Annotated in this window: 21 protein-coding genes; 14 read left to right on the top strand and 7 right to left on the bottom strand. The window is 66.1% G+C overall.

Translation table 11 applies throughout. The features are described from left to right. Positions 1-8: 8 nt before the first annotated feature. Positions 9-932 carry a LysR family transcriptional regulator gene (locus C7402_RS39300; RefSeq protein ID WP_116614379.1) on the bottom strand — a complete coding sequence of 308 codons (924 nt, stop codon included), beginning with the start codon at positions 930-932 and terminating at the stop codon, positions 9-11. A 184-nt stretch (positions 933-1,116) separates the two neighbouring features. On the opposite strand from C7402_RS39300, the gene C7402_RS39295 reads away from it, so the two are divergent. From C7402_RS39295 to C7402_RS39255, 9 genes are all read left to right on the top strand, one after another. Next, the gene (locus C7402_RS39295) at positions 1,117-2,355 is read left to right on the top strand and encodes an MFS transporter (protein WP_116614378.1); all 1,239 of its coding nucleotides are present in this window, start codon (positions 1,117-1,119) and stop codon (positions 2,353-2,355) included. 38 nt (positions 2,356-2,393) lie between these two features. After that, entirely contained in the window at positions 2,394-3,200 is an 807-nt protein-coding gene (dkgB, locus tag C7402_RS39290) for a 2,5-didehydrogluconate reductase DkgB (RefSeq protein ID WP_116614377.1), read from the top strand. Positions 3,201-3,280: 80 nt separating this feature from the next. After that, positions 3,281-4,396 carry an alkene reductase gene (locus C7402_RS39285; protein ID WP_116614376.1) on the top strand — a complete coding sequence of 372 codons (1,116 nt, stop codon included), beginning with the start codon at positions 3,281-3,283 and terminating at the stop codon, positions 4,394-4,396. Positions 4,397-4,438: 42 nt separating this feature from the next. Beyond that, complete coding sequence (locus C7402_RS39280; RefSeq protein ID WP_116614375.1) at positions 4,439-4,870, top strand: SRPBCC family protein; 432 nt, start codon at positions 4,439-4,441, stop codon at positions 4,868-4,870. A gap of 182 nt (positions 4,871-5,052) precedes the next feature. Beyond that, the gene (locus C7402_RS39275; protein WP_116614374.1) at positions 5,053-5,574 is read left to right on the top strand and encodes a 2,4'-dihydroxyacetophenone dioxygenase family protein; all 522 of its coding nucleotides are present in this window, start codon (positions 5,053-5,055) and stop codon (positions 5,572-5,574) included. Further along, positions 5,571-6,308 carry an SDR family NAD(P)-dependent oxidoreductase gene (locus C7402_RS39270; protein ID WP_116614373.1) on the top strand — a complete coding sequence of 246 codons (738 nt, stop codon included), beginning with the start codon at positions 5,571-5,573 and terminating at the stop codon, positions 6,306-6,308. The genes C7402_RS39275 and C7402_RS39270 overlap by 4 nt, the downstream gene beginning before the upstream one ends. A gap of 68 nt (positions 6,309-6,376) precedes the next feature. Further along, positions 6,377-7,678: an MFS transporter gene (locus C7402_RS39265; protein WP_112177551.1), complete on the top strand. Its 1,302-nt coding sequence runs from the start codon at positions 6,377-6,379 to the stop codon at positions 7,676-7,678. A 23-nt stretch (positions 7,679-7,701) separates the two neighbouring features. Beyond that, a complete protein-coding gene (locus C7402_RS39260; RefSeq protein WP_116614372.1) occupies positions 7,702-8,439 on the top strand; it encodes an SDR family NAD(P)-dependent oxidoreductase in 738 nt (245 codons plus the stop codon). A 129-nt stretch (positions 8,440-8,568) separates the two neighbouring features. Continuing rightward, complete coding sequence (locus C7402_RS39255; protein ID WP_116614371.1) at positions 8,569-9,396, top strand: IclR family transcriptional regulator; 828 nt, start codon at positions 8,569-8,571, stop codon at positions 9,394-9,396. A gap of 46 nt (positions 9,397-9,442) precedes the next feature. Here the strand turns inward: C7402_RS39255 and C7402_RS39250 are convergent, their stop codons facing one another. From C7402_RS39250 to C7402_RS39240, 3 genes are all read right to left on the bottom strand, one after another. After that, positions 9,443-9,877, bottom strand: coding sequence for a phosphate-starvation-inducible protein PsiE (locus C7402_RS39250; RefSeq protein ID WP_112177554.1), 435 nt, complete (start codon positions 9,875-9,877; stop codon positions 9,443-9,445). A gap of 123 nt (positions 9,878-10,000) precedes the next feature. After that, entirely contained in the window at positions 10,001-10,879 is an 879-nt protein-coding gene (locus C7402_RS39245) for a 4-hydroxy-tetrahydrodipicolinate synthase family protein (protein WP_116614370.1), read from the bottom strand. 1 nt (position 10,880) lies between these two features. Then, positions 10,881-11,243 (bottom strand): hypothetical protein, encoded by a 363-nt coding sequence (locus tag C7402_RS39240; RefSeq protein WP_224045460.1) that lies wholly within the window; start codon positions 11,241-11,243, stop codon positions 10,881-10,883. Between the two features lie 191 nt (positions 11,244-11,434). Here C7402_RS39240 and C7402_RS39235 point away from each other — a divergent pair, with 191 nt between their 5' ends. Both C7402_RS39235 and C7402_RS39230 read left to right on the top strand, forming a co-directional pair. Continuing rightward, the gene (locus tag C7402_RS39235; RefSeq protein ID WP_112177556.1) at positions 11,435-11,821 is read left to right on the top strand and encodes a universal stress protein; all 387 of its coding nucleotides are present in this window, start codon (positions 11,435-11,437) and stop codon (positions 11,819-11,821) included. 39 nt (positions 11,822-11,860) lie between these two features. Further along, the gene (locus tag C7402_RS39230) at positions 11,861-12,217 is read left to right on the top strand and encodes a hypothetical protein (RefSeq protein ID WP_224045461.1); all 357 of its coding nucleotides are present in this window, start codon (positions 11,861-11,863) and stop codon (positions 12,215-12,217) included. A 43-nt stretch (positions 12,218-12,260) separates the two neighbouring features. Here C7402_RS39230 and C7402_RS39225 read toward each other — a convergent pair whose 3' ends face one another. Next, entirely contained in the window at positions 12,261-12,725 is a 465-nt protein-coding gene (locus C7402_RS39225) for a hypothetical protein (RefSeq protein WP_133254633.1), read from the bottom strand. A gap of 247 nt (positions 12,726-12,972) precedes the next feature. Here C7402_RS39225 and C7402_RS39220 point away from each other — a divergent pair, with 247 nt between their 5' ends. Next, positions 12,973-14,256, top strand: a complete 1,284-nt coding sequence (locus C7402_RS39220; protein WP_112177558.1) for a sensor domain-containing diguanylate cyclase — start codon at positions 12,973-12,975, stop codon at positions 14,254-14,256. Positions 14,257-14,467: 211 nt separating this feature from the next. Beyond that, entirely contained in the window at positions 14,468-16,048 is a 1,581-nt protein-coding gene (locus C7402_RS39215; RefSeq protein WP_116614368.1) for a methyl-accepting chemotaxis protein, read from the top strand. Positions 16,049-16,242: 194 nt separating this feature from the next. Here C7402_RS39215 and C7402_RS39210 read toward each other — a convergent pair whose 3' ends face one another. Continuing rightward, complete coding sequence (locus C7402_RS39210; RefSeq protein WP_116614367.1) at positions 16,243-17,601, bottom strand: pyridoxal phosphate-dependent decarboxylase family protein; 1,359 nt, start codon at positions 17,599-17,601, stop codon at positions 16,243-16,245. Positions 17,602-17,650: 49 nt separating this feature from the next. After that, a complete protein-coding gene (locus tag C7402_RS39205; protein ID WP_116614366.1) occupies positions 17,651-18,904 on the bottom strand; it encodes an MFS transporter in 1,254 nt (417 codons plus the stop codon). A 136-nt stretch (positions 18,905-19,040) separates the two neighbouring features. On the opposite strand from C7402_RS39205, the gene C7402_RS39200 reads away from it, so the two are divergent. After that, entirely contained in the window at positions 19,041-19,484 is a 444-nt protein-coding gene (locus C7402_RS39200) for a winged helix-turn-helix transcriptional regulator (protein ID WP_112177562.1), read from the top strand. Positions 19,485-19,486 lie beyond the last annotated feature (2 nt).

Genomic DNA, 19,486 nt, shown 5'->3' with positions numbered 1-19,486 from the left:
TGTGGCGCTCACGCGCCCTTGCGTGGCGCCGCGCCGCCAAACTCCGTCGCGTGCACGGCCTCGACCAGATAATCGACGAACGACACGATGCGCGCCGAAATCGCCGTATTGCGGTAGTAAACAGCGTGAATGGGCTGCCGCACGTCCAGGGTTTGACGCGCGAGCACCTGCACGAGGCTGCCGTTCGCGCGGTCCTGGGCCGTCATGAAGTCCGAGAGGCAGACCAGGCCCACGCCCGCGAGCGCCAGTTGCCGCAAGGTCTCCCCGCTCGACGACCACACATCGGGCTCGATGCGGTGCGGCTCGCCGTCGGCGCCCGTGAGCGGCCAGACGTTGAGCGACTCGGGTTGATTGAAGCCCAGCAGTGTGTGCTTTTCCAGATCGTCCACGCGTGTCGGGCGGCCGCGCGCCGCGAGATACTCCGGCGTGGCCAGCACGCGCACGCGGCTATTGCCGATCAGGCGGCTGTGCAGCGTGGAGTCCTTGAGCCGGCCAATGCGGATCGCCACATCGGTGCGCCGCTCCAGCAGGTCGATGATGCCCTCGTTGCTGTTGAGCTCCAGCTCCACCTGCGGATAGCGCTCGCGATAGCCCCGCACGAGCGGCACGATCACGTGGAGCATGAACGGCGACGCCGCGTCCACGCGCAAGCGCCCCGCGGGCATCTCGCGCCGCGCGAGCATCTGCTCCTCGGCGCCCTCCACCGACTCGATGATGGCGCGCGCGTTCTGGAGAAAGGCCTTGCCCTCCTCGGTGAGTTCGAGCCGCCGCGTGGTCCGGCGCAAGAGCGTGGTCTTGAGCTTTTCCTCGAGCCGCGCGAGCGTGCGGCTCGTGGCCGACACCGTGAGATCCAGTTGCTGCGCGGCCGCCGTGATGGACCCGCTGTCCACCACCGTGGCAAAGGCTTGCAGTTCGTCCAGAGTGATCTTCATTCTTGATCTGAAATCAAAACACTTTGGTCCATAGACCGGTTTTTAGTCAAAAGTAATTCCCGCACAATGCAGCGGTCCCAACTTGCTGATGCCAATTTGATGCCGACTTGATGCCAATCCAGGCCCCACGCGGGCCAAACGGCACCAGAAAGGCACGAAAAGGCACAAAAAAGGCACGACCGCCATGCTCGAACGCGACCTCAGTCTACCCGCTACGGCCCATCCGGAGCGCCCCGCCAACCCCGTGGCGCGCAGCGGCGCCACCCTGCCGCTCCTCGCGCTCGCCGTGGGCGCGTTCGGCATCGGCACGACCGAATTCTCGCCCATGGGCCTGCTGCCCGTCATCGCCGAAGGCGTCCACGTCTCGATCCCGACGGCCGGCATGCTCATCAGCGCCTACGCGATCGGCGTGATGCTCGGCGCGCCGCTCATGACGCTCGCCCTCGCGCGCTGGCCCCGCCGCACCGCGCTCATGGCGCTCATGGGCATCTTCACGCTCGGCAACCTGCTTTCGGCAATCGCCCCCGACTACACCACGCTGCTGCTCGCGCGGCTCGTCACGAGCCTCAATCATGGCGCGTTCTTCGGCATCGGCTCGGTGGTGGCGGCGAGCTTCGTGCCGCGCGAGCGTCAGGCAAGCGCCGTCGCGACGATGTTCATGGGCCTCACCATCGCGAACATCGGCGGCGTGCCCGCCGCCACGTGGCTTGGCGAGGCGATCGGCTGGCGCATGTCGTTCGCCGCGACCGCCGGCCTCGGCGCGCTCGCCATCGCGGGTCTCGCGTTCGCGCTGCCCAAGGACGAACCCGGTGAGATGCCCAACCTGCGCGCGGAACTCGGCGTGCTCACGCGCCCCGTGGTACTCGGCGCGCTTGGCACCACGGTGCTGGGCGCCGGCGCGATGTTCACGCTCTACACCTACGTCACGCCCACGCTCACGCACCTCACGGGCGCGACGCCCGGCTTCGTGACCGCCATGCTCGTGCTGATCGGCGTGGGCTTTTCCATCGGCAACGCAGCGGGCGGGCGTCTCGCCGACCGCTCGCTCGACGGCACGCTGCTCGGCTTTCTCGCGCTGCTGATCGCCGTGATGTTCGCGTTTCCGGTGCTCGCCGCCACGCATGTCGGCGCGGCAGTCGCGCTGCTCGTGTGGGGCATCGCCACCTTCGCGGTCGTCCCGCCGCTGCAAATGCGCGTGATGCGCGCCGCTCACGAAGCGCCGGGGCTGGCCTCGTCGGTCAACGTGGGTGCGTTCAATCTCGGCAACGCGCTAGGCGCCGCAGCCGGCGGCGCCGCGCTCTCGGGCGGTCTTGGCTACGGCGCGGTGCCGGTCGTCGGTGCGCTCATTGCGCTCGCAGGCGTCGCGCTCGTGGTCGCGCAGATCGTCATGAACCGCCGCTCGCGCACTGGCGCGAAGGCTTGAGTCAACCCGTCATCGCTTTTTCTCTCGTGGAGAACCTCATGAGCACTATTCCCGCATTCGGCCTCGGCACGTTCCGCCTGCAAGGCCAGATCGTCATCGATTCGGTGCGCAACGGTCTCGAAGTCGGCTATCGCGCCATCGACACCGCGCAGATCTACGGCAACGAAGCCGAGGTGGGCGAAGCGATCGCCGCTTCCGGCGTCGCGCGCAAGGATCTTTTCCTCACCACCAAGATCTGGGTGGACAACTACGCCCGCGAAAAGCTGGTGCCGAGCCTCAAGGACAGCCTCAAAAAGCTGCGCACCGACGAAGTGGACCTCACGCTCATTCACTGGCCCGCGCCGAATAACGGCGTGTCGCTCGAAGAATTCATGAGCGCGCTCGCCGAGGCGAAGTCGCAAGGCCTCACGAAGCAGATCGGCGTGTCCAACTTCAATATCGAACTGACGAAGCAGGCCATCGCCGTGGTCGGCAAGGAGAATGTCGCGACCAACCAGATCGAATTGAGCCCGTATTTGCAGAGCGGCAAGCTCGTGAGCTTCCTCCAGCAGGAAGGCATTCACGTGACGTCGTACATGACGCTTGCCTACGGCAAGGTGCTGGGCGACCCGGTCATTCGCGCCATCGCCGAACGCCGCCATGCCACGCCCGCCCAGGTGGCGCTGGCCTGGGCGCTGCGTCTGGGCTATTCGGTCATTCCCTCTTCGACGAAGCGCGAAAACCTCGCCAGCAATCTGCTCGCGCAAACACTGGAACTGAGCGACGAAGACATGGCGCAGATCGCCGCGCTCGAACGCAACGGCCGCGAAGTGAGCCCCGAAGGTCTCGCCGCGCAGTGGGACTGACGCCCCCGGCCAACCGGTTTGAATTCACGCGGCCCTTCGGTCCCACGGCGCGCCGCGACTCCGCACAAGGAACCCTGACGATGACGCACGATCCTCTTTTCCAGCCGCTCCAACTCGGCGCGCTGACCCTTCCCAACCGCATCGTGATGCCGCCCATGACGCGCTCGCGTGCGAGCCAGCCCGGCGACGAAGCCAACGACCTGATGGCCGAATACTATGCGCAACGCGCCGACGCCGGGCTCATCGTGAGCGAGGGCACGTATATCGCGCCGCTCGGCAAGGGCTATGCGTGGACGCCCGGCATTCACACGCCGTCGCAGATCGACGGTTGGCGCAAGGTGACGAGCGCGGTTCACGCCCGGGGCGGGCGCATCTTCGCGCAGCTCTGGCACGTGGGCCGCCTGAGCCACACCAGCCTGCTGGGCGGCGAACAACCGGTGTCGTCGTCGCCGCTTCAGGCCAAAGGCGTGAACGTGTTCATCGCCGGCGACGAGCAAGGCACGCCGGGTTTCGTTCAGGCATCCGAACCACGTGCGCTCGCCATCGACGAGATTCGCGAAATCGTGGACCAGTACCGCACGGCGGCGCGCAACGCCATGGCGGCGGGCTTCGACGGCGTCGAACTGCACGCGGCGAACGGCTATCTCGTCAACCAGTTCATCGACTCGAACGCGAACACGCGCACCGACGAATACGGCGGCTCGCTCGACAACCGCCTGCGCTTCCTCGATGAAGTCGCGCGCGCGCTGATCGAAGGCACGGGTGACGCGCAGCGCGTGGGCATTCGCCTCGCACCGCTCACCACGCTCAACGGCTGCGAAGACGCCGATCCGGAAACCACCTATCTCGCGGCGGCAAAACGGCTCGACGAAATCGGCGTGGCGTACATCCATATCGCCGAAGCCGACTGGGACGACGCGCCGCACATGCCGCTCGAATTCAAGCACAAGCTGCGCGCCGCCTACTCAGGTGTGCTGATCTATGCGGGCAAGTACACGGGCGAACGCGCGCGCGACGCGATCGCGTCGGGCTGGGCCGACCTCATCGCGTTCGGCCGGCCGTTCGTCGCCAACCCCGATCTCGTGCAGCGCTTGCGCCTTGATGCGCCGCTCGCGGCACATCATCGCGAAACGTTGTTCGGCGGCGGCGCGAAGGGGCTCACGGACTATCCGGCGCTCGACGAAGCGGCGGCCTGAACCCCGGTCGAACTCAAGCACGAATTCATGAAGGACAGCACTATGGCAAACGTAAGCGTATCCATCGATATTGCCGCGCCCGTGGAGTCGGTCTGGGCGCTGCTCGGCGAATTCAACGGCCTGCCCGCGTGGCTCGAATTCGTCCGCTCGTCGCGGCTCAGCGATGACGGGCGGCTGCGCCACCTCGAAGCGATCGACGGCTCGATCATCGTCGAGAACCTGCTCGAACACAGCGCGCCGGGCACGTTCTATCGCTATGCGATCGTCGAAGGTCCCGATCCGGTGACGAACTACAGGGCAAAGCTGAGCGCCAGCGCCATCGACGCGACCCACACGCGCGCCACCTGGGCGAGCGAATTCGAGCCGCTCGACGAGCAAAGCGCCGCCGCGCTCACCGGGCACTACGAGGTCCTGTACCGCGCGGGCCTCGATCGCCTCAAGACGCTCGTCGAAGCCGGGGCAACGGGCGGCTGACCCGTTCCGCACGGCTCACATCGAGGCTTCGAGCCCGGCGCGCTGGCCGCCGGCGCGAAGCCTCGCGCGGCGTTGCCCGCCCCTCGGGCAAACCCTGGCATTGACCGAGATCAAATCTCTCCCGCACAATTAGCCATATCGTGGACTTAACGTCCATATTGTGGACAAAGCGAGAGCAGACAATGTCGGATAAAACTTACTCCCCCATGACGCCGTACCAGCTTCCGTTCCCCAAGGAAGCGCAGCAGGAAATCGTCATCCCCCACGCCATTCCCACCGACGAACGCGTCTGGGTGCCCCAGGCCGAGAACGTCTGGTTCCGTCCGCTTTGCCTGAACACGGCGCAGGGCTACTGGATGAATTTGTTGCGCGTTCGCAAGTCAGGTGTCCTGAGCAGGCACCGCCACCCGCAGGCCGTGCACGGCATGGTGCTCAAGGGCCGCTGGCGCTATCTGGAGCACGACTGGGAAGCCACCGAAGGCAGCTATGTGTTCGAGCCGCCCGGCGAAACGCACACGCTTTACGTGCCGGAAGACGTGGAGGAAATGATCACCTACTTCCAGGTGAACGGCGTGATGTTCTACTGCGACCCGTGGGGCAACTACACGGGCTACGAGGACGTGTTCACGAAGATCGACATGTGCCGCAAGCACTACGCGGCGGTGGGCCTTGGCGAAGACTACGTGGACCAGTTCATCCGATGAGCCGCGCCCGCTACGACTTCGCGGGGCGCGTAGCCGTCGTGACCGGCGCCGCGGGCGGCATTGGCCGCGCGATCAGCAACGCCTTCGCGCACGGCGGCGCGCGCACCGTGAACTGGGACCGCGTGCCCGGCGATCTGGACAGCGCCGCCGCGCCCCATCACGTGGAAGTCGACGTCACCCGCCCCGAGACCGTCGAGGCCGCGCTTGCCGAAACGCTCGCGCGCTTCGGGCGCATCGACTACCTCGTGAACAACGCGGGCTTCGCCGGGTCGACCATGCCGCTCGACGCCTACGATCCCGCCGAATGGCAGCGCATCGTGGACGTCAATCTGGTCGGCACGTATCACGTTTGCCGCCACGTCGTGCCGGTCATGCGCCGCGCGCAAGCCGGGCGCATCGTCAACGTGGCCTCGCTCGCTGGCAAGGAAGGCACGCCGAACGCCTCCGCCTACAGCGCCGCGAAGGCGGGCGTGATCGCGCTGACCAAGTCGCTTGGCAAGGAGCTCGCGCAAACGGGCATTCTCGTCAACGGCATTGCGCCCGCCGCCGTGGAAACGCCGCTGCTCGCGCAAATGTCGGCGGCGCACGTGCAGACGATGATCGACAAAAGCCCGCTCGGGCGCCTCGGCACCGTCGACGAAGTCGCCGAACTCGCGCTCTGGCTTTGTTCGGATTCCTGCACGTTCAGCACGGGCGCGATATTCGACCTTTCGGGCGGCCGCGCGACGTATTGATGCGCCGCACCGATTCATAGTGCGCCGCCGCCCGGCGCACACATTACAACAGCACAAGGAGACGAGCCATGCAAAAGAAGTCGCAACGGCTAAAACGCACCCAGACGGTCGCCATCGCCTTTCTGACGATAGCCGGCATCGTCAACTATCTCGACCGCAGCACGCTGTCCATCGCCAACCATTCCGTGGCCGAGGAGCTGCATCTGAACGCCTCGGAAATGGGCCTGCTGCTGTCGGCCTTTTCACTCGCCTATGCGTTCGCGCAATTGCCGGTGGGCGCGATGCTCGACCGTTTCGGCTCGCGCGTGATGCTCGGGCTCGGCATGCTCGTGTGGTCGGTCGCGCAGGTGACGGGCGGCTTCATCCAGACGCTCAATCACTTTCTCGCCGCACGCGTCGTGCTCGGCATTGCCGAAGCGCCGTTGTTCCCCGCCGGGGCCAAGGTCATTCATGAATGGTTCGCCGTGCGCGAGCGCGGCGCGCCGACGGGCACGTTCGTCTCCTCTTCGACGATCGCGCCGATGATCGCGCCGCCGCTGCTCACCGTGCTGATGCTCACGTTCGGCTGGCGCCCGATGTTCATCATCATGGGGGTGCTGGGCGTGCTCGTCTCGATCGGCTGGTACATGGTCTATCGCAACCGCGATCAGGTCGTGCTCACCGCCGAGGAAACGGCGTGGCTCGAAGACGGTGCGACCCAGGCGCCGCAAAAGAGCGCGCTGAGCTTCGCCGAGTGGGGCATGCTGCTCAAGCAGCGCAACACGTGGGGCATGATCTTCGGCTTCATGGGCGTGATCTACATGGTGTGGCTCTACCTCACCTGGCTGCCCGGCTACCTGGAGAAGGAGCGCCACATCAGCATCGCGCACACGGGCTGGCTCGTCGCCATTCCCTATGTGTTCGGCACGATCGGCATGGCGAGCAGCGGCTTTATCTCCGACTACCTGCTCAATCGCGGCATGGCGCCCATTCGCAGCCGCAAGTGGCCGCTGTGCGTGGGCCTGATCGGCGCGGCCGCGTTCACTGTGCCGGCCGCCTACACGCCGAGCACCGCGCTCGCCATCACCTATGTGTCGGTCGCGATGTTCTTCGTGAACATGTCGAGCGGCGCCGCCTGGGCGCTCGTGAGCGTGGCCGCGCCGCGCCATCTCGTGGCCTCGCTCGGCAGCATGCAGAATTTCGGCGGCTATTTCGGCGGCTCGTTCGCGCCGGTCATCACGGGCATCGTGGTGGACCAGACGCATTCGTTCGTCAACGCCCTGCTCATCAGCGCGGCTGTGGCGTTCGCCGCCGCATTCGTCTATCTCTTCGTCGTCAAGGAAGTCACGCCCCAGGGCGAGCGCCAGGCGGCGGCCACTCAACCTACCTGATTCATTCGTTCGCACTCCACACCATGACATTCAAGAACAATCTTCTGGAGGGCAAGGTCGCCCTCGTAACGGGCGGCCTCTCCGGCATTGGCGCTGCCATCGCCAACCGTCTCGCGCAACTCGGCGCGCGCACCGTGGCGGCCGGTCTGCCGCCGGCATCGAGCACGCCCGATGCGCCCGACGCGCTGGACGCCGCCGTGCAGCGCGCGACGCTCGACGTGCGCTCCGCCGACGACGTCGCACGCGTGATCGGCGGCTTCGAGCGGCTCGATATCGTGGTGAATTGCGCGGGCGTCATCAGCCGCGGCGAGGAACACCAGATCGAGGTGTTCGAACGCGTGCTCGACATCAATCTCAACGGCACGATGCGCGTATGCGCGAGCGCGCGCGAATTGCTGAAGGCGTCGTCGGGCTGCATCGTCAACACGGCGTCGATGCTGAGCTTTTTCGGCGGCGGCCTCGTGCCCGCCTATAGCGCGAGCAAGGGCGGCGTGGCGCAGCTCACGCGCTCGCTCGCGATTGCCTATGCGGGCGACAATATCCGCGTGAACGCGCTCGCGCCCGGCTGGATCGCCACGCCGCTCACGCAGGCGCTACAGGACGACGACGGCCGCGCGCAAGGCATTCTCGAACGCACGCCGATGAAGCGCTGGGGCCGGCCCGAGGAAGTCGCGAACGTGGCGGCGTTCCTCTGCACGCCCGCCGCTTCGTTCATGACGGGCGCGATCGTGCCGGTGGACGGCGGCTATCTGTGCGCGTGACGCGCACCTGATGGACGCATGATCGCTATTCCCTGTGTGCCGGCAACCTCGGCGCGCACGCGCCGCGCCGATGTCCGGGGCCTGGAATTGCGGGCATAATGACGCCACATGGCGCCTGCAAGCTTTCGAATGTCGACCTCAGAACCCTCCGCATCCTCCTCAGCCTCCACAGCATCCGGCGACGCCAAGGCCGTCGCCGGCACCGCCGCCTTTTCGAAGTTCATCGCCGTGCTTCAGCTCATCGCCGACGCCGACACGCCGCCGAACATCGCGAAGCTCGTAGCGGCGAGCGGCTATCCGCGCCCGACCGTGCATCGCATCGTGGCGGCGCTCCAGGCCGAAGGGCTCGTCACGGCGGTGGGCGGCGGCAACACGTTCGCGCTCGGCACGCGGCTCGTGAGCCTCGCAAGCCGTAGCTGGGAGCGCTCCGACCTGCGCATCGCCGCCGTCGACGCGCTCATGGAACTGCGCAACAGCACCTCCGAAACGGTGCATCTCGCCGTGCCGAGCGACGGTGCGATGGTCTACATCGAAAAGCTCGAAAGTCCGCACGCCGTGCGCATGGCCTCGCGCATCGGCACGCGCGTGACGCTCACGTCGAGTTCGGTTGGCAAGGCATGGCTCGCCACGCTCACGCCGGCCGAACGCGAGCCGCTGCTCCAGCACGCGCCGCGCGTGCGCTTCACCGAGCATACGATGACCGATCTCGACGCGATTCGCGAGGAGATCGAACTCACGGCGCAGCGTGGTTATGCGGAAGACCGCGAGGAAAACGAGCAGTCGATCTGGTGTTACGGCGCGGCGATTCTCGGCGCCGACGGGCGCGCGGTGGGCTGCGTGAGCATCAGCATGCCGATGTTTCGCCGCGAGGCCGACGCGCAACGCAGCTACGTCGAGCCGCTGCTCGCGGCGTGCCGCGCGATTGCCGCGCGGCTCGGCCCGGTTTCGGCGCGCTGAGCCGCCCGGCGCGCGGGCGGCGTCTCGCGCCACGGCGGCGGCTTCGTTACTTCGCCTCTTCGACGCGCCGCTCGTCGGTGTTGCTCGGAAAGCGCGCCTGCCCGTAGCGGATAATGAGCACGCCCAGTGCGATCAGCACGATCGCGGCGGCGGAGGCGAGCAAATGGAGTTCCGTGTTCGCGCCCGCGCGCAGGATCAGATCCCGCGCGATCGATACCATCGCGATGTAGAGCGGAAAACGCACGGGCAACTGGCCCGCCTTGAGATACTGCCCGACCATCGCGAATATTTCGAGGTAGAGGAACATCAGCAGCAGATCGGTCAGCGTCACGCCGTCCGAATTCACCATGTGCCAGATCAGCACGCCCATGGCCGCCACGGTGCCAATGCCGATAATGAACAGGCCGAACAGTTCGGCCAGTTCCATGGCGCGTTCAAGGCGCTCCTTGATCGCTCGTTGCAGAGCGTGCTCGTACTTCATCTTCGCGGTTCCCAAATGACAAGGTAAGGGAATAGTACCGCGACGAAATGAAAATTCGAAAATGCGCGCGTAAGCGAAGATGAAATCGGGTCCGGCTGTGGCGGCCGGATCAAACCACCTCAATCAAGCCACTGGCGCAACCGCGCGCAGATCGTCGAGCACGGCGCGCGCGAATTCGAGCTGCGTGACGAGCGCGGGCGAAGCGGGCCGTATCGGCATGCGCGTTTCGTGCGAGATGCGCCCGTCGAGCGCCAGCATGGCCTTGATCGCGGCGGGGTTCGGCGCGGTGAACAACAGGCGCAGCACGGGTTTGAAGCGCAGGAACAGGCGCTGCGCCGCGTCGCCGTAGCCGGCCTTCCTGAGCGCCAGCACGTCGCGCAGCAGGTCGGCGCAAACATGCGCGCTCGCGAGAATGCCCCCCGCGCCTCCCGCTTCCAGGCATTCGAGAAACGCCTCGTCGGTGCCGCACAACAGCGTGATGGGCAGCGCGCCCAGCGCTTCATAGCGCTCGCTCACGCAAGCCTTGATCGCCACGATATTGTCGATTTCGGCCAGCCGGCGCACCGTGTCGACTTCGAGCGAAACGCCGGTGCGATGCGGCACGTCGTAGAGCACGACCGGTCGTGCAGTCGCCGCCGCGATCTGCTCGAAGTGCCACAGGAGACCTGCCTGGTCCGGGCACACGAATGACGGCGGCGGCGCAAGAAAGCCCGCCACGTCCCATCTTTCGAGGCTGCGCACGTCCTGCACGAACGCTTGCGTGTCGCTGCCGCCCAGGCCCGCGAGCACGGGCACGCGTCCTGCCGCCACATCCGTTATCGCCTGCAAGACCGCAAGACGTTCGACACCGCGCAGCAGCGCCGCCTCGCCTGTCGTGCTGAGCGCGACGACACCGGCAATGCCGCTGCTCACGGACTCGTCGGTCAGGCGTTGCAATGCGTCGATATCCACTTCGCCGTCGCGCAGGGGCGTGACGATCGGCAACCAGATTCCTTCGAACATATCAGGCCTCCTTGCGCGGCATACGCTCACGCAACGCGCCGATCGTGGCTTGCGGAACGGTGGTCATGAGCGTATGCAAGGTGAAGTCGATATCCTCGGGCGCGATATCGAGCAGCACGCGCGTCACGCCGCGCTCGAAGCCGGTCTGCGCGACGTACACGCCGAGCGGCGAATGAAGCAGCGTGGCGAGATGGGCGCGCGCGGTATCGGCGGTGCTTGCGGTCAGCACGACTTCCAGCCAGGCACGCGGCGCGCGCAGCGGCACGACTTTGGCGCGCGGGCGGGGACGAGGGGCTTCGTCGTAAAGCGTAATGGGATTTGCGCAAGCCATGAGAATGAGGCGGTACTCGCAGGTTGTGAACACAACCTTAGCGTAGTGGGCGGCGTATAAAACTGGTGTTAAAAAAACGCGCGATGCGATTGAAGCCCGCCGGGATCGCGCTCGGCACACACTTGCCTTGCATCGCCTTTACGCATTGGCGGCCGATCTTTTACAGGTTTTTTATGCCGCTTTCGCTACGATCATTGTGATCCGCCAATCACTCGGGCCACCTCGTGTTGAAACTCCTTATTCCCGTCTTCGATCATCATGGCGCCGCCGAAGCCGCGCGCCACAGCGCGTTTCTTTTTGCGGAGCGCGGCATGGTCGAAGTCGAAGTCGTCGAGACCGTGCAGGACGTCAGCGCCGACCTGCGCAAGCGCAGACAGCGGCGCCTGAGCGACACGCTGAGCGCGACGTGCGCGATACTCGAAGACGCGGGTGTGCCCTACCGCCTGCGCCACGCGCCGGGCCCGGCCGAGCGCAGCATCGCGGCCTGCGTGGAATGCGGCGGCGCCGATATCGTTCTCGTGGATGCGAGCCATCTCGGCTTCGTGCGCAAATGGATGATGCTCACGCGGCTCAAGCGCCTGTGCAGCGTGCCGGTCACGTTGCTGCATTGAACGCATCGACTGCGTGCATCGTCTGAGCCTGACCGAACCATGCTTCGAGCCACCCGCACCGGGAATCCGCAAAGACGCGCGCTGCTGCGCGTGTGTGCGCTGATCCTCTTGATCAATCCCATTTTGACTTCGGCGTTCGCGTTTTTCGCGTTCTCGAATCATCCCGATTTCGCCCTGGGACTAACCGCCTTTTTTTGCTTCATGTGCTGTGCGCTGCTTGCCGCATGGATACGTTCCGATGCGCGGCATGCATGGTCGCGCGCGAGCGAATCGGGCTTCGTCCAGCCGGCCGCCATTCGCCCCGGGCGCGCCGTGCGCGTGGCTTGCGCCTGCCCCTCGCGCTGGCTAGTCGTGCTGCATGTGGAGTTGCATGGGGGCGTCGTCGCCGCCCGCTAGCATTGCGCCTGGCCGAGCCTTCGTGCCCCCGCGCTCACCGCCTTCACCGGCAAGGCGGAAGCTCCGCCGCGCGCGCTCTCGCCTGGGTGGCGGCCGCCGTGTTATAGGCATCCATGTTCTGCGCGGCATAGCGGTATTGTTGATCCGCGATGGTGTACTGCTCCAGTTCCCGCGAGCAGCGCATGCCCGACGGCGAACTCGTCTGACATCGGCGAATGGTGACGAGCGCCTGGAGGCGCTGGTTGTCGGCCGAAGCGTAATCGCTGCCAATACGCTGGGAGTCGAAGCCGCGCGTGATCGCGGCAATGCGCGCCTCGCTGTCCGCATGCTGCCGCGGGGTGGCGCAAGGATAGGTATTGCGTGCCTGCCCGAATGCCTGCGCCGCGACGAGGCACAGCAGCAATACGGGCCATGAATATTTCCGCTGCATGCGATTCCTCATATTGTCGGGGGATTCAAGAATCGCCTGGCGGCGCGCGGCATGATTTCGCCGCAATTTCGCCGCCAATACGCTATTTCAATGTAGATAGGCGCCTAACCGGGATCAAGAAGATTCGTAACCATTCGACCCAGGTTTGGTTATGCACCGCACAGAACTCGCACGATCGTACGTTCCCAAACTTCCTTGAATCATCAAGCGTCATCGCGCACGAGTCGTTCCCGCTTGCGCGAGGCAGCGCATGCCGCAACACGGTTTCATGCGATGAGGACTACTATATCGTCTGTGTATTGAGCACGCCGATCGCGGAGGACCGATGGCTGACTGGTCTAGCATGATTCGTGAATTCGTCGGTGAAATTGCCGCCAGCGTCGCCATGATCGGACGCGACGAACGGGGCCAGTTCGTCGTCTCCGCCTGCAACGATCATTTCATGCAAATGACGGGCGGCAGGCGCGGCGCGATCAAATCGTTCCCGGCGTCGTTCGACACGTTGATCCCCAATTACGCGCGCACCGAGATTCGCCAGAAACTCAACGAGTGCTTCGACTCGGGCATCGCCCAGGAGCTCGAACAGGCCTATGACCTGAGAGACGGCACGCACTGGTGGCGGCTGTCGCTCAAGCCGCTGCGGCACAGCGAAGGCACGGCTTCGGTGCTCGAAATCATGGTGACGGGCCTCGAAATCACCACGAAGATGCAGCTCACGCACGAACTCGAAGTCAGCACGTCGCGCTTTCGTTCGGTCGTGGACGCGGCCTACGACGCGATCATCACGATCGACCAGCAGCACTGCATCACGCTGTTCAATCGCGCCGCCGAAAACCTGTTCGGCTACGCGGCTGCGGAAATGCTTGGGCAACCCATCACATTGCTGCTACCCGAGCGCTACCGCGCCAATCATTCGCAATATGTCCATCAGTTTGCCCGCTCGCCCGTGCGCTCGCGCCAGATGGACGAGCGCAACCGCGTTTATGGCCTGCATCGCGACGGCACGCTTTTGCCCGTGGAAATCGCGATTTCGAAAATCAACGTGGGCGGGCTGATCGAATTCACGGCCGTCATTCGCGACATTGCCGATCGCGTTCAGTTGATGGACCTGCTCCAGAAGCAGGCCGTGACCGACGAATTGACGGGCCTGCCCAACCGCAGGGAATTCGCCGATACGGTGGAGAAACTGCTGGATGCCGAGGGCAAGCTGTCGGTCTTCATTCTCGATATCGACTTCTTCAAGAAGATCAACGACAGCTACGGACACGATATTGGCGACGAAGTCTTGCGCGTCATGGCCAAGGTCGTGATGGACGCCGACCGGCGCATCGGCGTATTCGCCCGCTGGGGCGGCGAGGAATTCGTCGCCGCGCTGCCGGGCCTCGATATCGCGCAGGCCACGGCCGTTGCCGAAGACCTGCGCGCGACAATCGATGAGCAGCGCTTCGAACATAAGTGGCGCCTGGGCAAGCCCGTGCCTTTTACGGTGAGCATCGGCCTGACCGAGCGCCGGCCCGGCGAGCACGACGTGGCGGCGATCGTGAAGCGCGCCGACCTCGCGCTCTATCGCGCCAAGGACAGCGGCCGAAACCGCGTGGAAATCGGTTAGCCCCGCTTTCGTCTGATCAAACGGCTGCGTGCCCGCGTTTGCCGCGCCGGGCGGCGACCTCCGTTCGTTGCCCTCGCAACCTTACGGTCAAATCCCCTCAAGACCCCTCAAGAGAGCGCCGCTTGCTGCCGTTATGCAGTCCTGCTCGCGTCGTCTCTCTCGCACGCTTACGCGCGACAGCGTATTCCCGTTCCGATAAGAAGACCCAAAAATGACCCTTAAGCAAAAGCTTGCCGCCATGTTCGCGGTGCTCTGGATCGGCCTGATCCTGATTGTCGTCGCGGGCGCCATGCAGAACCGCGCCTCCATGCTCGCCGACCGTCGCGCGGCGCTCAAATCGATCGTCGACGGCGCGGCCAGCATCGCGGCCCACTATCACGACCTTGCGCAGCAGAACAAGATGACCGAGGCGCAGGCGCAGCAGCAAGCGCTGGAAGCCATTGGCGCGCTGCGCTATGGCGAGGACGGCTATATCGCGATCAACGACTCGCACGCCACCATGCTCGCGCACCCGAACCATGCGCTGATCGGCAAGAGCATGGTGGACTTCACCGACCCCGCCGGCAAACACGTGGTCACCGACATGAACCGCGTGGCCGATTCGAGCCCCGAGGGCGGCTTCTCCGACTATTTGTGGCCGCGCCCCGGCAGCACCGAGGCGGTGCCGAAAACGGCCTACGTGCGGCGCTTCGCGGCCTGGGACTGGTACATCGTGACCGGCATGTACATGGACGACATCGACAGCGCGATCGCCGCCGCCGCGCTGCGCTGGCTGCTGATGACGGCCGTGCTGGGCGGCGTCGCGACCGGCGCCATGCTGCTCGTCACGCGCAGCGTGGTGCGCAGCCTCGGCGGCGATATCGGCGTTGCGGTGTCCGCGGCGCGCCGCATCGCCGACGGCGACCTCACGGCGCAGGTGCCGGTGCGCCACGACGACAACGCGAGCCTGCTCGCCGCGCTCGCCTCGATGCAAACGGGGCTCGTGAAGGCCGTGCACTCGATTCGCGCCGGCACGGAGAACATCGACGTGGGCGCTTCGGAAATCGCGGCCGGCAACACCGATCTTTCGCAACGCACCGAAGAACAGGCGGCCGCGCTCGTGCAGACCGCGTCGAGCATGGACCAGATGACCGCGAACGTGCGCCAGAACGCCGATAGCGCGAACCAGGCCGCCACGCTCGCGCGCCAGGCCGCCGACGTGGCCGCGCGCGGCAACGCGAGTGTGGACGACGTCGTTCACACCATGGACGCGATCACGTCGAGTTCGGGCAAGATCGTCGACATCATCGGCGTGATCGACGGCATTGCGTTCCAGACCAATATCCTCGCGCTCAACGCCGCCGTGGAAGCGGCGCGCGCGGGCGACCAGGGGCGCGGCTTCGCGGTGGTCGCCGCCGAAGTGCGCAGCCTCGCGCAGCGCTCCGCCACCGCCGCCAAGGAAATCAAGGTGTTGATCGACGCGTCGACGGCGAGCGTGCAGCAAGGCGCGTCGCTCGTGGCCGACGCGGGCGCGACCATGCACGAGGTCGTCGAGGCGGTGGGACGCGTGAGTGCGATCCTTCAGGAGATCAGCCACGCTTCAACGGAGCAGTCGGCCGGTATCGAGCAGGTCAATCGCGCGGTGGGCGAGATGGACCAGGTGACCCAGCAGAACGCGGCGCTCGTGGAGCAGGCCGCGGCGGCCGCGCACTCGCTCAAGGATCAGGTCGTCATGCTGCGCGAAGCGGTGAATGTGTTCGCGCTGCCCGGCGAGGCCGCCACCCGGGCAACGGGTTCTTTATCGGCGCGTTGAGCGGTTGCGCCTGGCCCGAGTGAAACGGGCCAGGGTAAAGCGCGCCAGGGTAAAACGGGCCACCCACCTGCTTGCCGATAGCGCCGTGAAACGGCGTTCGCGGCGAGCGTGCGGGCTTGGCGGTTAGTTGCATTTGAGACGCAACGAAAGGCCGGGCGCCCGGCGCAGCGTCGGCCGACTTTGCAGCCGACTTTTCAGACCAGCTCACCGCGTAGCTTCGCCAGCAGTTGCAGCAGCGCCCGCACATCCTCCTCCTGCGTACGCCACGACGACACGCTGATGCGCAGCGCGGGCCGTCCCTGCCACGTGGTGCCGCCGAACCAGGTCTCGCCCGAAGCCTGCACCGCGCCACGCAGCGCCACGGTCGCGTCATCCGTCTCGCAGCGAAACAGCACCTGATTCAGCACGACGCGGTTGAGCACCTCGAAGCCCAGTCGCGCGAGTTCCTCGCCGATGCGCCGTGCGTAGGCATGGTGCCGCTCGATCATGTGCGCCACGCCCACACGGCCGAGCGTGCGCAGCGCCGCCCACACGGGAATGCCGCGCGCGCGGCGCGAAAATTCGAGCGTGAGATTCTTTTGCGCGTCTGCGCTCGCGGACAGATACGCCGCGTCGCTGTTCATGGCCTCGGCGAGCGCCTGGGCGTCGCGGCAAATGACCATCGCGCAGTCGTACGGGGTGTTCAGCCACTTGTGCGCGTCCGTGGTCCAGCTATCGGCCTCTTCGATGCCCGCCGTCAATCCGGCGAGCGCGGCCTGCGCCGAAGTGCGCGCCCACAGCCCGAACGCGCCATCCACATGCACCCAGGCGCCCGCCTCTCGCGCGCGCGGAATGATCTGCGCGAACGGATCGAAGGCGCCCGTATTCACTTCGCCGGCCTGAAGGCAAAGGATCGTGCGCGCGTCGAGCGGCGGCAGCCGCGCGGCATCCACGCGGCCGTCTTCGTCGACGCTCGCGTACACGATGCGATCGAGCCCGAAGCCCAGAATGCGCAGCGCTTTTTTCACCGTGATGTGCGCGAGTTCCGACACCACGACCTTGATTTCCGGCCCACCGATCAGCCCCTGGCGGTCGAAGTCCCAGCCCTGGCGCGCCAGCAGCGCGCGCCTCGCGCTCGCGAGCGCGCCCAGCGTGCAGGCCGTGGCGCTCGTGCCGAAACCCACGGCACTGGCGCGCGGCAAGTCGAGCGCGTCGAGCACCCAGCGGCCCGCAATGCGCTCCAGCGTGGCCGCCACCGGCGAATTGTCGAACGTCGATGCGCACTGATCCCACGCGAGCATGAGCCGCTCGGCCGCCGCGGCCGCGGGCAGCGCCGCGCCGATCACGAAGCCGAAATAGCGCGGCCCGTTCGAAGCCGTGGTCGCCGCCGAACCGATGCGATCGAGCAACTCGAGCGTCTGCGCGGCGGGCAGTCCGTTGGCGGGCAGCGGCTCGTCGAAGGCGGCGAGCGCCGCGATGGCCTCGTTCGAGGGGAAAACGCGCCGGGTGGCGTTGCCTTCGGTGTAGCGCAGGCCGCGCGCATCGGCGTCCGCCAGCAGGTTGAGTTCGTCCATCCGTTGTGCCCTCTTCAGGTTGTCGTTCGAGCTTCGATTCACTTGCGCTTCAGGCGCGCGCGGCCGTGGCGGGCATGTGGCGTAGCGTGACGGCCCAGAACACCAGCGCGAGCAGGCTCACGCCGGCGCCCAGCAGGCAGACCCCATGCCAGCCCGCCACGGCATACGTCGCGGTCGTGCCGATCGCGCCAAGCCCGCTGCCCAGCGCGTAAAACAGCATATAGAGGCTCACGAGGCGGCTGTGCGTTTGCGCGTCGCTGCGAAAAATCAGGCTTTGATTGGTCACGTGCAGCGCCTGGCCGCCCAGGTCGAGCAAGACGATGCCGATCACGAGCAGCCACAGCGAGTGCCCCAGCATCGAAAGCGGCCACCATGCGAGCAACAGCAGCGCCAGCGCGGCCGCGCTCACGCGCTGCGACCATCCCCGGTCGGCCCAGCGCCCGGCGCGCGCGGCGGCGAGCGCACCCGCCGCGCCGGCCAGCCCGAAAGCGCCGATCGCCGTGTGAGAAAAATGATAGGGCGGCGCGCTCAACGGCAGCACGAGCGCGCTCCAGAAGATGTTGAAGGTCGCGAACATCAGCAGCGCGAGCCCGCCGCGAATCTGCAAGACGCGATTCGCGCGCAATAGCGCCAGCATCGAACCGATCAGGCGCGCATAGCCGATGGAGCCCGATGCGTTGGGCTTGCCCGCCAGGTTCGGCAACCGGCGCCACAGCGGCACGACGAGCGCCAGCATGACGACGGCGGCGCAGCCGTACACGCCGCGCCACCCCGCCAGATCGCTCACGCCGCCCGCGAACACGCGCGCGAGCAGCAGGCCGATGAACACGCCGCTGCCCGCCGCGCCCACCACGCGGCCCCGCTCGTGGGGCGCGGCCGCAGCGGCGGCGTAGGCGATCAAGCCCTGCGTCATCGCCGTGCCCAGCAAACCGACGCACAGCATGCCGCCCAGCAGCACCGGCGCGGACCGCGCGAGGCTCACGACAATCAGCGCGCCAACCAGCGCCAGCAACTGCGCGATCATCAACCGGCGGCGCTCCATCCTGTCGCCCAACGGCACGAGCAGCAGCAGCGCGAGCGCACAACCGGCCTGCGTGGCCGTGACCACGCCGCCAACGGCCGCGCGGCTGATGCCGAAATCGCGCGCCAGTGCATCCAGCAGCGGCTGTGCGTAGTAGACATTGGCCACGCTCAAACCGCTCGCGAGCGCGAACAACATGACGAGCCCGCGCGGCAGGTCCGCGCGGGGCGTGGCGGCGTCGCCGTCGCAGGGCGTTACGAGCGTGATCGAATCCACGTCCATGAGCGTCAATCCAGTTTCAAAATAAAACCAATTGAATAGTATGACGGGTAGTTTTAAAATGCAACTGCATAGGCAAATACCGACTCAAGCCCGGACTTGCATCCAAACTCAAGCGCGAACGCAAAAGGAAATCGCCATGGCACGCAAATCCATGAACAAGGAGACCTGCCCGGTCGCGCGGTCGGTGGACCTGATCGGCGACCGCTGGTCGTTGCTGATCCTGCGCGACGTGTTCGACGGCATTTACCGCTTCGGCGACATCCAGCGCAACCTGGGCGTGGCGCGCAATATTCTGTCCGGCCGCTTGAGCCGGCTCGTCGAGGAAGGGATTCTGGAAACGCGCCCGGCGTCGGACGGCACGACCTACCAGGAGTACGTGCTGACGAAAAAAGGCGAAAGCCTGTTCCCCATCATGGTCGCCCTCCAGCAATGGGGCGAACGCCATCTGTTTTCACGCGGCGAGAAGCATTCGTGGCTCATCGACAAGGCAACGGGCAAACCGCTGCTTGCCATGCAGCCGCGAACCCGCGACGGTGACGAGTTGACGCTTCACGACACCGAGGTCAGGAAGCCCGCGTGAGG

Origin of the sequence: Paraburkholderia unamae, from assembly GCF_003096875.1 — a bacterium.
Taxonomy (GTDB): Bacteria; Pseudomonadota; Gammaproteobacteria; order Burkholderiales; family Burkholderiaceae; genus Paraburkholderia; species Paraburkholderia unamae.
The sequence above is the reverse complement of the archived record's forward strand: the minus strand, read 5'-3'. Positions and strand labels throughout refer to the sequence as shown.

What these genes read in the sequence shown, in the direction of transcription:
- C7402_RS39260 (WP_116614372.1), top strand. Translation starts at nt 7,702, where the DNA reads ATGACATTCAAGAACAATCTTCTGGAGGGCAAGGTCGCCCTCGTAACG.
- C7402_RS39230 (WP_224045461.1), top strand. Translation starts at nt 11,861, where the DNA reads ATGCTTCGAGCCACCCGCACCGGGAATCCGCAAAGACGCGCGCTGCTG.
- C7402_RS39250 (WP_112177554.1), bottom strand. Translation starts at nt 9,877, where the DNA reads ATGAAGTACGAGCACGCTCTGCAACGAGCGATCAAGGAGCGCCTTGAA.
- C7402_RS39285 (WP_116614376.1), top strand. Translation starts at nt 3,281, where the DNA reads ATGACGCACGATCCTCTTTTCCAGCCGCTCCAACTCGGCGCGCTGACC.
- C7402_RS39210 (WP_116614367.1), bottom strand. Translation starts at nt 17,601, where the DNA reads ATGGACGAACTCAACCTGCTGGCGGACGCCGATGCGCGCGGCCTGCGC.
- C7402_RS39245 (WP_116614370.1), bottom strand. Translation starts at nt 10,879, where the DNA reads ATGTTCGAAGGAATCTGGTTGCCGATCGTCACGCCCCTGCGCGACGGC.
- C7402_RS39265 (WP_112177551.1), top strand. Translation starts at nt 6,377, where the DNA reads ATGCAAAAGAAGTCGCAACGGCTAAAACGCACCCAGACGGTCGCCATC.
- C7402_RS39200 (WP_112177562.1), top strand. Translation starts at nt 19,041, where the DNA reads ATGGCACGCAAATCCATGAACAAGGAGACCTGCCCGGTCGCGCGGTCG.
- dkgB (WP_116614377.1), top strand. Translation starts at nt 2,394, where the DNA reads ATGAGCACTATTCCCGCATTCGGCCTCGGCACGTTCCGCCTGCAAGGC.
- C7402_RS39270 (WP_116614373.1), top strand. Translation starts at nt 5,571, where the DNA reads ATGAGCCGCGCCCGCTACGACTTCGCGGGGCGCGTAGCCGTCGTGACC.
- C7402_RS39275 (WP_116614374.1), top strand. Translation starts at nt 5,053, where the DNA reads ATGTCGGATAAAACTTACTCCCCCATGACGCCGTACCAGCTTCCGTTC.
- C7402_RS39295 (WP_116614378.1), top strand. Translation starts at nt 1,117, where the DNA reads ATGCTCGAACGCGACCTCAGTCTACCCGCTACGGCCCATCCGGAGCGC.
- C7402_RS39255 (WP_116614371.1), top strand. Translation starts at nt 8,569, where the DNA reads ATGTCGACCTCAGAACCCTCCGCATCCTCCTCAGCCTCCACAGCATCC.
- C7402_RS39205 (WP_116614366.1), bottom strand. Translation starts at nt 18,904, where the DNA reads ATGGACGTGGATTCGATCACGCTCGTAACGCCCTGCGACGGCGACGCC.
- C7402_RS39220 (WP_112177558.1), top strand. Translation starts at nt 12,973, where the DNA reads ATGGCTGACTGGTCTAGCATGATTCGTGAATTCGTCGGTGAAATTGCC.
- C7402_RS39215 (WP_116614368.1), top strand. Translation starts at nt 14,468, where the DNA reads ATGACCCTTAAGCAAAAGCTTGCCGCCATGTTCGCGGTGCTCTGGATC.
- C7402_RS39280 (WP_116614375.1), top strand. Translation starts at nt 4,439, where the DNA reads ATGGCAAACGTAAGCGTATCCATCGATATTGCCGCGCCCGTGGAGTCG.
- C7402_RS39300 (WP_116614379.1), bottom strand. Translation starts at nt 932, where the DNA reads ATGAAGATCACTCTGGACGAACTGCAAGCCTTTGCCACGGTGGTGGAC.